Below are 13,245 nucleotides of genomic sequence, written 5' to 3' on the forward strand. Positions count from 1 at the left end.
CCTCCCCGGCACCGCCTTCCTCGACCTCGCCCTCCAAGCAGCCCACCACACCGACACCCCCCACCTCGAAGAACTCACCCTCCACACCCCCCTCACCCTCCCCGACCCCACCCCCCACCACCTCCAGATCCGCACCACCACGCCCGACACCACCCACCACCGCACCCTCACCATCTCCTCCCGCCCCGAACACACCACCACCTGGACCCTCCACGCCACCGGCACCCTCACCACCCCACCACCGGCGAGCGCTCCGGAGGAGGACCTGGCGGCGTGGCCGCCGCCCGGCGCGGAGCCCGTCCCGGTGGAGGGCCTGTACGAGCGCTTCGAGTCGTTCGGCTACGGCTACGGCCCCGCCTTCCGGGGCCTGACCGCCGCCTGGCGACGCGGGGACGAGGTCTGGACCGAGGTGCGGCTGCCCCAGGACCAGCACGGCCAGGCGGCCGCGTTCGGCCTGCACCCGGCCCTGCTGGACGCCGCGCTGCACGGCCTGTGGCTGGTGCCGAAGGACGGCGCCGACCAGCAGGAGGAGCCGGGCACGGCACGGCTGCCGTTCGCCTGGACCGGCGTGCGGCTGTACGCGGCGGGCGCCACCGTGCTGCGGGTGAAGCTCTCCTACGACGCGACCGGCTCGGTGGCGATCACGGTGGCGGACCCGACCGGCCGCCCGGTGGCCTCGGTCGAGTCGCTGGTGATCCGCCCGGTCGAGCTGGCCGCGCTGCGCGCCGCGCGACCGGCCGGCGACTCGCTCTTCCAACTGGACTGGCAGCAGGTCGCCCTGGAGCCGGCCGCCGCGCCGGCCGCGGACTGGGCGGCGGCCGAGCTGGGCGCGGCGCTGCCGCCGGCCGCCGCGGCGCCCGCGGGTGTCCTGGTGCACTGCGCGCCGGCGGGGCAGGACCCGGCGGGCGTCCGCGCCGCGCTGGCCGACACCCTGCGGCTGCTCCAGACCTGGCTGGCGGACGAGGACCGCGCCGAGTCGACCCTGGTCCTGGCCACCCGGGCGGCCGTCGCGGTCGACGAGGCCGAGGGCGTCGCCGACCTCGCGGCGGCGGCGGTGCGCGGCCTGGTCCGCTCGGCACAGTCCGAGCACCCGGACCGGTTCGTGCTGGTGGACACCGACGACCCGGCCGCGCTGCCCGCCCTGCTGCCCGCGCTCGCCGCCGGTCACGAGCCCCAACTGGCCCTGCGTCGGGGCGCGGTGCTGGCCGCCCGGCTGACCCGCGTACCGGCGGCCGCACCTGCGGCCTTCACGCCCGCCGAGGGCGGCACCGTCCTGGTGACCGGCGCGGGCGGGGTGCTCGGTTCGCTGGTCGCCCGGCACCTGGTGACCGCGCACGGTGTGCGGCACCTGCTGCTGGCGAGCCGGCGGGGCACGGACGACCCGGCGACGGTGGCGCTGGCGACCGAACTGGCCGGACTCGGCGCGCGGGCCTCGGTGGCGGCCTGCGACCTCGGCGAGCGCGCCGCGGTGGCCGAGCTGCTCGCGGGCGTCTCGCCCGAGCACCCGCTGACCGCCGTGGTGCACTCGGCCGGCGTGCTGGACGACGGCGTCGTCGAGTCGCTGACCCCGGAGCGGATCGACCCGGTGCTGCGGCCGAAGGTCGACGCGGCGCTCCACCTGCACGAGCTCACCCGCGGGCTGGACCTGTCCGCGTTCGTCCTCTTCTCCTCCGCCTCCGGCACGGTCGGCAGCGCCGGCCAGGGCAGCTACGCGGCGGCCAACGCCTTCCTGGACGCCCTGGCTCAGCAGCGCCGGGCCGCCGGACTGGCCGGGCAGTCGCTCGCCTGGGGCCTGTGGGAGCCCCGCAGCGCCCTGACCGGCCGGCTGGACGAGACGGACCTGCGCCGGCTCGACCGGGGCGGGGTGGCGGCGATCTCCGCCGAGGAGGGCCTGGCGCTGTTCGACACCGCGCTCGGCTCGGCCCGGGCGCTGCTGCTGCCGGTCAAGCTGGACCTCGGGAAGCTGCGGGCGCAGACCGGCGCGGCCGGTGTCCCCGCGCTGTTCCGGGCGCTGGTGCGCGCACTGCCCCGGCGGATCGCCGCCGGGGACGACGCGGCCGAGGCCGGTTCGCTCCGGCGCCGGCTGGCCGTGATGGGCGCCGACGAGCGCCTGACCGCCCTCGTCGAGCTGGTCCGGGCCCGGGTCGCCGAGGTGCTGGGCCACGACGGCCCGCAGGCGGTCGACCCGGACCGGGCGTTCAAGGAGGTCGGCTTCGACTCGCTGATGGCGGTGGAGCTGCGCAACCGGCTGAACGCGGCCAGCGGCCTGCGGCTGCCCGCCACGCTGGTGTTCGACTATCCGAGCCCGGCTGCGGTGGCCGACCACCTGGCCGAGCGGCTGCTGCCCGCCGTCCCGGCGCCGTCCGGGGCCGGTGCTCCGGCCGGCGGGGAGGCCGACGTCCGCCGGCTGCTGGCCGCCGTCCCGCTGGAGCGGCTGCGCTCGGCCGGGCTGCTGGACAACCTGCTGGCGCTCGCCGAGCCGGCGTCCGCCGAGCCCGGCCCGGACGCCGACCCGGCCGACGGGGATCCGGCCGACGGGGATCCCGGACAGCAGGAGGCGATCCGCGCCATGGACGTCGCGGACCTGGTCCGCCTCGCGATGGACGGCGACCGTGCCTGACAGCCCCCCGGCGGCGATCCCGCCGGCACCCGTACCACCGGCACCCGTACCTCCGGCCGACCCGCGGCCGACGTCCGAGAGGGAGCAGAAGACCATGCAGACCGACGAGGTGGTCGAGGCCCTGCGCGCCTCCCTGCTCGCCAACGAACGGCTGCGCGAGGAGAACCGGCGGCTGACCGACCGGGCCGGCGAGCCGATCGCGATCGTCGCGATGGCCTGCCGCTACCCCGGCGGGGTGCGTGGGCCGGAGGACCTGTGGGAACTGCTGCTCGCCGAGCGCGACGCGGTCTCCGGCTTCCCCACCGACCGCGGCTGGGACATCGAGGGGCTCTTCGACGCCGACCCCGACACCCCCGGCACCTTCTACACCCGCGAGGGGGGCTTCCTGCACGACGCGACCGCGTTCGACCCCGGCTTCTTCGGGATCAGCCCGCGCGAGGCGCTGGCCATGGACCCGCAGCAGCGCCTGCTCCTGGAGACCTCCTGGGAGGCGGTCGAGCGGGCCGGCATCGACCCGCACACCCTGCGCGGCAGCGCCACCGGCGTCTACGCGGGGGTGATGTACAACGAGTACGCGGCCCGGCTGCGCAGCGTCCCGGCCGAGCTGGAGGGCTTCCTGGGCACCGGCAGCGTGCCGAGCATCGCCTCCGGCCGGATCGCGTACACGCTGGGCCTGGAGGGCCCGGCGGTGACCCTGGACACCGCCTGCTCGTCCTCGCTGGTGGCGATCCACCTGGCCTGCCAGGCGCTGCGGGCCGGTGAGATCGGCCTGGCGCTGGCGGGCGGCGTGACCGTGATGTCCACGCCGGGCCTGTACGTCGGCTTCAGCCGCCAGCGGGGCCTGGCCCCGGACGGCCGGTGCAAGCCCTTCGCGGACGCGGCGGACGGTGCCGGCTTCGGCGAGGGCGTGGGGCTGGTGCTGTTGGAGCGGCTCTCCGACGCCCGGCGGCTCGGCCATCCGGTGCTGGCCGTGGTGCGCGGCTCGGCGGTCAACCAGGACGGTGCCAGCAACGGCATCGCCGCGCCCAACGGCCCCTCCCAGCAGCGGGTGATCCGGGCGGCGCTGGCGGACGCGGGCCTGACGGCGGCCGAGGTGGACGCGGTCGAGGCGCACGGCACCGGCACCCGGCTCGGCGACCCGATCGAGGCCCAGGCGCTGCTCGCCACCTACGGGCAGGACCGCCCGGCGGACCGGCCGCTGCTGCTGGGCTCGCTGAAGTCCAACATCAGCCACACCCAGGCCGCGGCGGGCGTCGGCGGGGTGATCAAGACGGTGCTGGCGATGACCCACGGCCGACTGCCGCGCAGCCTGCACCTGGACCGCCCCTCGGCCCAGGTGGAGTGGAGCGACGGCGCGGTCGAGCTGCTGGCCGAGGCACGGGACTGGCCCCGGACCGGCCGGCCGCGCCGCGCGGGGGTCTCCTCCTTCGGGGCGAGCGGCACCAACGCGCATGTGATCCTGGAGGCCGCGCCGCCGGAGCCCGCCACCGGACCGGTCGCGCCGTCCGGGCGGCCGGCGGGCTGGCCGCTGTCGGCGCGGACCCCGGAGGCGCTGCGGGCCCAGGCGGCCCGGCTGTTCGAGCACCTGTCCGCCGCGCCGCCGGTCGACCCGCACGCGGTCGGGCGGGCGCTGGCGCTCGGGCGCAGCCGGTTCGCCGAGCGGGCGGTGCTGGTCGGCGAGGGGAGCGAGGACCTCCTCGGCGCGCTGGCGGCGCTGGCCGAGGACCGGGCCGACCCCCGGGTGGTCCGCGGCAGCGCGTCGCAGGGGGCGTCCAGGCCGGTCTTCGTCTTCCCGGGCCTGGGCAGTCAGTGGCCGGGGATGGCGGCCGAGCTGCTCGACAGTTCGCCGGTGTTCGCCGAGCGGATGGCCGACTGCGAGAAGGCGCTGAGCGCGTACGTGGACTTCTCGCCGAGCGAACTGCTGCGCGCCGGCGACCCGTTGGACCGGGTGGAGGTCGCGCAGCCGGTGCTGTTCTCGGTGCTGGTCTCGCTGGCCGCGCTCTGGCTGGCGCACGGGGTGCGCCCGGCCGCGGTGGTCGGGCACAGCCAGGGCGAGGTGGCGGCGGCCTGTGTGGCGGGCCTGCTGTCGCTGGAGGACGCGGCCAGGGTGGTCGCGCTGCGCAGCCGGGCCCTGGCCGGTGTCAGCGGCGGCAGCGCGATGGCCACCGTGCTGCTGGCGCCGCAGGAGCTGGCCGGGCGGCTGGCCACCCGGCCGACGGTGGAGGTCGCGGCGGTCAACGGCCCCCGGGTGGTGGTGGTCGCCGGGGACGGCGAGCAGGTGGCCGCCCTGCTGGCGGAGCTGGCCGAGGACGGCGTGCCGTGCTGGCGGCTGCCCGCGGAGTACGCGGCGCACTCGGCGGCCGTGGACGGCCTGCGCGAGGGTCTGCACTCGGCGCTGGCCGGGATCACCCCGCTGGCGGGCGGTGTGCCGATGATCTCCACCGTGGAGGTGGGCCGGGTCGCCGCGCACGCGCTGACGCCCGACTACTGGTTCCGCAACCTGCGCGGGACCGTGCACTTCCACCGGGCCGTCCGGCAGTTGCTGGCCGAGGGGCACCGGAGCTTCCTGGAGATCAGCCCGCACCCGACCCTCACCTTCGGCATCGAGGCCACCGCCGCGGAGGCCGAGGCCGAGGCTGGCGCCGGTGTCGGTGTCGGTGTCGGTGTCGGTGTCGGTGTCGGTGTCGGGCAGACCGTGGTGCTCGGCACGCTGCACCGCGAGGACGGCGGGCAGCGACGACTGCTGCACGCCCTCGGCGAGGCGCACGTCCGGGGGCTCCCGGTGGACTGGCGGCCGGTGGTCGCCGACGCCCCCGCCGGCCCGCACGCACTGCCCACCTACCCGTTCCAGCGGCAGCGGTACTGGCTGGACGCGCCGGCGGCCGACGGCGACCCGGTCTCGGCCGGGCAGAGCCCGCTCGGGCACCCGCTGCTGACCTCCCTGGTCGAACTGCCGCACAGCGGAGGGCTGGTCTGCACCGGCCGGCTCTCCCTGGCCACCCACCCCTGGCTGGCCGACCACGCGGTCGCGGGGACCGTCCTGCTGCCCGGTGTCGCCCACCTCGAACTGGCGGCCACGGTCGGCGCCCGGCTGGGCAGCCCGCGCGTGCTGGAGCTGACGCTCGCCGCGCCGCTGGTCCTCGGGCCCGACGCCGCGGTCCAGCTGCGGCTGACCGTCGGAGACGCGGACGGACAGGGCGAGCGCGCCGTCGAGCTGCACTCCCGCGAGGAGGGCGGCGAGCCGGACGAGCCGTGGTCCCTGCACGCGAGCGGTCTGCTCGGCCCGGCCGACGGCGACCGCGACGGCGACGGCGACCGCCCGGCGGAACCGTCCGGCGCCGCGCGCGAGAGCTGGCCGCCGGCCGGCGCGGTGCCGGTCGACCCGGCCGACTGCTACGCGGGCTTCCGGGCCCGCGGGATCGACTACGGGCCGGCGTTCCGGGGCCTGCGGGCGGTCTGGCGGCGCGGCGACGAGGTGTTCGCCGAGGTCGCGCTGCCCGAACAGGTCGCCCCGGAGACGGGCTTCACCCTCCACCCGGCGCTGCTGGACGCCGCCCTGCAGAGCGTCGGCGTGCGCCCCCGGGGCACCGCCGGGGGCGACTCCGGCCCCGGGAACGGGAACGCGACGGCCGGTGTCCCGCTGCCGTTCAGCTGGCAGCGGGTCACCCTCCGCCCCAGCGAGGACCAGGTGCTCCGGGTGCGGATGCGCCCGGACGGCACGGACGGCACGAACAGCGTCGGCCTGCGGATCACCGACCGCCACGACCGGCCGGTGGCCGAAGTCGGCTCGCTGGTCATGCGCGCCGCCGCCCTCGGCCCGCTGCGCCCGTCCGCCCGGTCGATGTTCCGGCTCGACTGGACCAGGCTGCCCGCCCCGGCCGCCGCCGCGCCGGGCTGGGCCGCGCTGCGACCGGACGGGGACCTGCTGCCGCCCGGCGCCCCGTCCGGCGACGCGCCCCGGCTGCTGCTGCTCCCCTGCCCCGCGCCGGACGCAGCCGCCGACCCCGCCGCCCATGCCCTCGACGCGACGGCGGCCGTACTCGCCGCCCTCCAGGAGCACCTGGCCGCCCCGAAGGCCGACGCGCCGGTGGTCGTGGTGACCCGCGGCGCGGTGGACCTCGGCGACGAGCCGGTGGACGTGGCCGGCGCGGCGGTCTGGGGGCTGCTGCGCGCCGCCCAGCTGGAGCACCCGGGCTGGTTCGTCCTGCTGGACACCGACGGTCCGGAGGGCACCGCCCTGGCACTCCCGGCGCTCGTCCTGCCCGACGGCGAGCCGCAACTCGCCGTCCGCGACGGCGTGCTGTACGCGGCCCGGCTCGCCAGGCCCGCCGAACCCGCGAGCGAACCCGCGAGCACGGAGAACACGGGCGCGGAGCCCAGGAGCACCGAATCCACGAGCACCGAACCGGAGGAGTCCGCGCCCACCGCAGCGGTCGCACCCGCCGTCGCGTTCGACCCGGACGGCACCGTGCTGATCACCGGCGCCGGCGGCACCCTGGCCGGTCTGCTGGCCCGCCACCTGACCGCCGAACACGGCGTGCGGCACCTCCTGCTGCTCGGCCGACGCGGTCCGGACGGCCCCGGCGCCGCCGAACTGACCGCCGAGCTCACCGCGGCGGGGGCGCAGGTCACCCTCACCGCCTGCGACGTGACGGACCGCCGGGACCTCGCGCGGGCCCTGGCCGCGATCCCCACGGCGCACCCGCTGCGCGCCGTGGTCCACACCGCCGCCGTCCTGGACGACGGCGTGCTGGAGTCACTGACCGCCGAACGGCTGGCCACCGTGCTGGCCCCGAAGCTGGGCGGTGCCTGGCTGCTGCACGAGCTGACCGCCGAGGCCGACCTGACCGCCTTCGTGGCCTTCAGCTCCGCCGCCGGCGTCTTCGGCAGCCCGGGCCAGGCGTCCTACGCCGCGGCCAACGCGGGCCTGGACGCCCTGATGGCGCTGCGCCGTCGCGAGCACCGGCCGGCGCTGTCGCTGGCCTGGGGCCTGTGGGAGCAGCGCAGCGCCCTGACCGGCCCGCTGGCCGAGGCCGATCTGCGCAGGATCACCCGCAGCGGCGCTTCGGCGCTGTCCAGTGCCGAGGGGCTGGCGCTGTTCGACGCCGCGCTCGGGACGGACGCCACCACCCTGGTGCCGATCCGCCTCGACCTCACCGCGCCGGCCGACGCCCCCGTCCCCCATCTGCTGCGCGCGCTGGTGCGCCGGGCGCCCCGTGCCCCGGGCCGTCACCCCGGCGGGACCGCGCGGGGCGCCGCCGACGCGGGAGCGGAGCTGCGGCTGCGACTGGCCGGCGCCGACGCGGCGGACCGGGCCGCGCTGCTGGCGAAGCTGGTGCGCCGGCAGGCCGCCGAGGTGCTGGGCCACGCCGACGCGGAGGGCGTGGTGATGGACACCGCCTTCCTGGCGCAGGGCTTCGACTCGCTCACCGCGGTCGAGCTGCGCAACCGGCTGGCCGGCGCGACCGGCCTGCCGCTGCGGCCCACCCTGGTCTTCGACACCGGCACCCCGACCCGGCTGGCCGACCGGCTGCTCACCGACCTGGCCTCGGCGCTCGCGCCGTCCGACCCCGCCACCGGCCCCGCCGCCGACCGGGCCGGGCACCCGAGCGGCCCAGCGGTCGCGAGCGGCGCCGAACCGGTCGGCACGCTGTTCCGACAGGCCTGCGAGCTGGGCCGGATCGACACCGGCATCCGGCTCCTCGGGCTGGCGTCCGCGCTGCGCCCGTCCTGCGCCACCGGCCCGGAGCTCCTGGCGGCGGCCGACCGGCCGGTGCTGCTCGACCTGGTCGAGCCGCCGCGGGAGGACACCGCGCGGGCACAGCTGGTCTGCTTCGGTTCGATCGTGGCGCTCGGCGGCGCCCACCAGTACGCCCGCTTCGGCACGCACTTCCGCGGCCACCACGGCGTCAGCGCGCTGGACGCGCCGGGCTTCACCCCGGGGGAGCCGCTGCCGGAGGAGTTCTCCGCCCTGATCGACTTCCAGGCCCGGACCGTGCGCGAGGGCGCGGGGGGCCGGCCGCTGGTCCTGGTCGGCTCCTCCTCCGGCGGCACCCTGGCGCACGCGGCGGCGGTCCGGCTGGAACAGCTCGGCACCCCGGCGGCGGCCGTGGTGCTGCTGGACACCTACCTTTCCGGCGACCGGGCGATGACCCAGTTCAACGACGTCCTGATCAGCGGCATGTTCGCACGCGAGGACCGGGCCGCGCCGCTGGACGACACCCGGCTGACCGCGATGGGCCGCTACTTCCAGCTCCTGGAGGGCTGGCGGCCGCCGGCGATCGACGCGCCGGTCCTGCTGGTGCGGGCCTCCAGCCCGCTGGCCGAGCCGGCCCCCGGCAGCACCGTCGACTGGCGATCCTCCTGGCCCGGCGCGCACACCGTCGCCGACGTCCCGGGGGACCACTGGTCGCTGATGGAGGAACACGTGGAGACCACCGCGAACACCGTGCGGGAGTGGCTGAGCGCCGTCCTGCGCGGGACCGGGCACGACGATGGGGAGGACTCATGAACGACACCGCACCGCCGCCGCCGGCCGGGCTGGTGATCCTGGGGGCCGGTGTGATGGGCACCGGCATCAGCACCCTGGCACTGGGCCACGGCGTCCCCGTGACGCTGGTCGACACCGATCCGCGGCAGTTGGTCCGCGCCGAGGAGGGCATCGCCCGGGGCCTGCGGCTGGCCGAACTGATGGGCCGGCTGCCGTCCGGTGTCGAGGCCGGCGAGCTGCGCACGACCGACTCGCTCCCGGCGCTGGCCGGGGCGCGGGCGGTGATCGAGGCCGTCACGGAGAACGCCGGGCTGAAGGCCGTGCTGCTCAAGGAGGTGTCCGCGGCCGTGCTCCCCGGCACGCCTCTGATCTCGAACACCTCGTCGATCCCGATCGACGAGCTGGCCGACGCCGTCGCCCGCCCGGCCGAGCTGCTCGGCACCCACTTCATGAACCCGCCCAGCCTGATCCGGACGGTCGAGGTGGTGCGCGGCCCCCGCACCGGGGAGGCCGTGATGGCCGCGGTCCGCGAGCTGCTGGGCGAACTCGGCCGGCAGAGCGTGGTGGTGAACGACTCCCCGGGCTTCGTCACCAGCCGGGTCCTGCACCCGATGATCAACACCGCGGCCCGGGTGGTGCAGGCGGGCACCGCGAGCGTGGAGGCGGTCGACGAGCTGATGCAGGGCTGCCTGGGCCACCCCACCGGACCGCTGCGCACGGCGGACCTGATCGGCATCGACAACCTGGTCGACTCGCTCCAGGTGCTCTGGGAGCGCACCGGGGACGACAGTTGCCGGCCCTGCGACCTGCTCTTGGAGAAGGTCCGCGAGGGAAAGCTCGGCCGCAAGAGCGGCTCGGGCTTCTACACCTACGAGAAGGAGAACTGATGAGCACCGTCGGCAGCGAGCGGACCGTCGAGGACACCGAGGCCGTCCAGCAGGAGATCCTGAACTTCCTGGAGAGCCGCACCCGCACCGCATGGGAGCCCGACACCGACCTCTTCAAGGACGGCGGTCAGTCCTCGCTCTTCGCGATGGAGCTGGTGGTGCACCTGGAGAAGTCGTTCGACGTCAGCATCCGCGGCGCCGACCTGCGGCTGGACAACTTCCGCACGGTCACGGTGATGACCGCCCTGGTCACCCGTCTGCGGCAGGCCGCCGGGAGCCAGGATGGCTGACGACCTCGCCCGGGCGCTGGCCCGGATCGAATCGGCGGTCGGCGACCGGGCCGAGGGCTGGGACCTGGCCGGGCTGATCCCGCAGCCGCTGCTGCGGGAACTCGGCGCGGAGGGACTGCTCTGCGCCCAACTGCCCCAGCGCTTCGGCGGACTCGGCATGAGCAGCCTGCAGAACGGCGAACTGACCGCCGGCACCGGCGCGTTGTGCAGCTCACTGCGCAGCGTGCAGACCTCCCAGGGGATGGCCGGCTGGACCATCGCGCGGTTCGGGCTGCCGGACCAGGAGCGCGCCTGGCTGCCCGGGCTGACCTCCGGGCAGCTGGCGGCGGTCGCGTTCAGCGAGCCCGGCGCGGGCAGCGACCTGTCCGCGATGTCCACCACCGTCCGGGCGGACGGCGACCGTCTCGTGCTGGACGGACGGAAGAAGTGGATCACCGCCGCCCGCTACGCCGACCTGCTGGTGGTCTTCGGCCGCTACGAGGACGGCGCGGCGGCCGTCGTGGTGCCCACCGACACCCCGGGGGTCCGGATCCGTCCGATCGCCGACCCGCTGGGCTGCCGGGCCGCCGGGCACTGCGACATCGAGCTGGACGGCGTCCGGGTGCCGGCCGGGAACCTGCTGGGCGGCGCGGCCCTGCCGCTGCCGCTGCTGGTGACCACCGCGCTCTCCTACGGGCGGATGTCGGTGGCCTGGGGCTGCGTCGGCATCCTGCGGGCCTGCCTTCGGGCCGCCGCCGGGCACGCCGCCCGGCGGGAGCAGTTCGGCCGCCCGATCGGGGAGCACCAGCTGGTGGCGGGCCACCTGGCGGACCTGCTGGTGGCCGAGCGGACCGCCACCCGGATCTGCGAGCACGCCTCGCGCTGCTGGGACTCCGGCTCGGCCGAGCAGGTGGTCGCCACCGTCCTGGCCAAGCAGGTGAGCGCCGAACAGGCCGCCCGGGCCGCCGCGACGGCGGTGCAGGTGCTGGCCTCGGCCGGTGCGAGCGACGGCACGGTGGTGGCGCGCGCCTACCGGGACGCCAAGCTGATGGAGATCATCGAGGGAAGCAGCGAACTGTGCCGCCTGCTGCTGGCCGAACACGTGCTGGCCTCGTACGGGAGGGAGGAGCGGTGACCGGGGTGACAGAGGCGACCGGGGCGACCGTCAAGTGCCTGGTCTGGGACCTGGACGACACGCTCTGGCAGGGCACCCTGTCGGAGGGCGACGACGTGAGGGTGCCGGAGGAGCTCCGCAAGGTCGTCATCGAGCTGGACGCCCGCGGCATCCTGCAGTCGGTGGCCAGCAAGAACGACCACGAGCCGGCCTGGGCCCGGCTGGAACAGCTCGGCCTGGCCGAGTACTTCGTCCTGCCGCAGATCGGCTGGGGCACCAAGTCGGCGTCGGTGCGGGCGATCGCCGACCGGCTGAACTTCGCGCCGGGGACCGTCGCGTTCGTCGACGACCGGCCGGCCGAGCGGGCCGAGGTGGCCTTCCACCTGCCCGAGGTGCGCTGCTACCCGGCCGAGCGGGCCGCCGACCTGCTCGACCTGCCGGAGTTCACTCCCGCGCACCGCACCGCCGACTCCCGCCGGCGGCGCGAGATGTACCAGGCGGGCTTCCGGCGGGACGCCGAGCGGGCCGCCTCCACCGCACCCGACACGGAGTTCCTGCGCTCGCTGGAGCTGGTGATGCGGATCGACCGGGCCGGCGCCGAGGACATCGCCCGGCTGGAGGAACTGACGCTGCGGACCAGCCAGATGAACGCCACCGGCGTGCACTACTCGGACCGGCGGCTGCGCGAGCTGCGCTCCGATCCCGGGCACGAGGTGCTGGTGGCGAGCATGGCCGACCGCTTCGGGCCGCACGGCGCGGTCGGCGTGCTCCTGGTCGAGCGTCGGGCCGGGAGCTGGCACCTCAAGCTGCTGGCCACCTCCTGCCGGGTGGTCAGCTACGGAGCGGGGACGGCCATCCTCGACTGGCTGATCGACCAGGCGTCCCGGGCCGGGGTCCACCTGACCGCCGACTTCCGGGCCACCGACCGGAACCGGATGATGGAGATCGCCTACCGTTTCGCCGGCTTCGAGGAGTCGGAGTGCGGCTGCACGGCGGCGGCCGACCGGGACTCCGCGGCGGCGGACGTCCAGTTCCTGCACCTGGTGCCCGGCCCCCGGGCCGGTTCACCGACGGTGGAGCTGGTCGCCGCCGACCTGGCGGCCACCGGCTGACGGCGCGGCCCGCCGCGGGCGGCCCCCCGTGGTTCGGGGTGGCCGCCCGCAGGGCGCCGCCCGGGCCGTCGCGCTACGGGCGCTTGCGGACCAGCGTGATGCCGTCGGCCATCGCCAGCAGCGAGATCTCCACCCGTTCGTCGGTGTGCAGCGCCGTGTTCAGCTCCCTGACGCCCAGGGTGTCCGCGTCCCGGTGGGACGGGTCCGCCACCCGGCCGAAAAAGAGCGTGTTGTCCACCACCAGCAGCCCGCCCGGCCGCAGAAGGACGAGGGAATCCTCGTAGTAGCGGGGGTAGTTGACCTTGTCGGCGTCGATGAAGACGAGGTCGAAGGACTCCGGTCCACGCTCCGCCGTCAGCTTGGCCAGGGTCTCCACCGCGTCCCCGATCCGCAGCTCGATCCGGTCCGCGACCCCGGCGCGCTCCCAGTAACCGGCACCGATCGCGGGCCAGCGCTCGGTGATGTCACAGGTCACCAGCGTTCCGCCGGGTGGCAGGGCGCGGGCCATGCAGAGGGTACTGTAGCCGGTGAAGGTACCGATCTCCAGGACCGACCGCGCGCCGGTCAACCCGACGAGCAGGGCGAGTAGTTGTCCCTCCTCGGCCATCACCTGCATCGCCTCGCCGGCCGGCAGGCCGGACGTCTCGGCGCGCAGCTCGGCGAGCAGCGGATCGTCCCTCAGCGAGACCTGACGGATGTAGTCGAGCAGCTCGTCGGTGGCTGCCACCTGCTGGGCCATGGGACTCCTCAGTG

Annotated in this window: 7 protein-coding genes; 6 read left to right on the forward strand and 1 reads right to left on the reverse strand. The window is 76.3% G+C overall.

Annotated elements, in window-relative coordinates; genetic code table 11:
• The 6 genes from PUR61_RS02725 to PUR61_RS02750 form a co-directional block, all read left to right on the forward strand.
• A partial coding sequence (locus tag PUR61_RS02725) for a type I polyketide synthase (RefSeq protein WP_329875213.1) occupies positions 1-2,620 on the forward strand: 2,620 nt, incomplete at its 5' end.
• Between the two features lie 94 nt (positions 2,621-2,714).
• A complete protein-coding gene (locus tag PUR61_RS02730) occupies positions 2,715-9,131 on the forward strand; it encodes a type I polyketide synthase (RefSeq protein ID WP_329875214.1) in 6,417 nt (2,138 codons plus the stop codon).
• Complete coding sequence (locus tag PUR61_RS02735) at positions 9,128-9,997, forward strand: 3-hydroxyacyl-CoA dehydrogenase family protein (RefSeq protein WP_329875215.1); 870 nt, start codon at positions 9,128-9,130, stop codon at positions 9,995-9,997. Before PUR61_RS02730 ends, PUR61_RS02735 begins: the two co-directional genes overlap by 4 nt.
• Positions 9,997-10,287: an acyl carrier protein gene (locus tag PUR61_RS02740; RefSeq protein WP_329875217.1), complete on the forward strand. Its 291-nt coding sequence runs from the start codon at positions 9,997-9,999 to the stop codon at positions 10,285-10,287. The genes PUR61_RS02735 and PUR61_RS02740 overlap by 1 nt, the downstream gene beginning before the upstream one ends.
• Complete coding sequence (locus tag PUR61_RS02745) at positions 10,280-11,401, forward strand: acyl-CoA dehydrogenase family protein (protein ID WP_329875219.1); 1,122 nt, start codon at positions 10,280-10,282, stop codon at positions 11,399-11,401. The genes PUR61_RS02740 and PUR61_RS02745 overlap by 8 nt, the downstream gene beginning before the upstream one ends.
• Positions 11,398-12,492 (forward strand): HAD-IIIC family phosphatase, encoded by a 1,095-nt coding sequence (locus PUR61_RS02750; protein ID WP_443035111.1) that lies wholly within the window; start codon positions 11,398-11,400, stop codon positions 12,490-12,492. The genes PUR61_RS02745 and PUR61_RS02750 overlap by 4 nt, the downstream gene beginning before the upstream one ends.
• 73 nt (positions 12,493-12,565) lie before the next feature.
• On the opposite strand, the gene PUR61_RS02755 is transcribed toward PUR61_RS02750, so the two are convergent.
• Positions 12,566-13,231 (reverse strand): O-methyltransferase, encoded by a 666-nt coding sequence (locus PUR61_RS02755; protein ID WP_329875221.1) that lies wholly within the window; start codon positions 13,229-13,231, stop codon positions 12,566-12,568.
• Positions 13,232-13,245: the final 14 nt, after the last annotated feature.

It is taken from the genome of Streptomyces sp. BE20, assembly GCF_036322525.1.
GTDB lineage: Bacteria > Actinomycetota > Actinomycetes > Streptomycetales > Streptomycetaceae > Kitasatospora.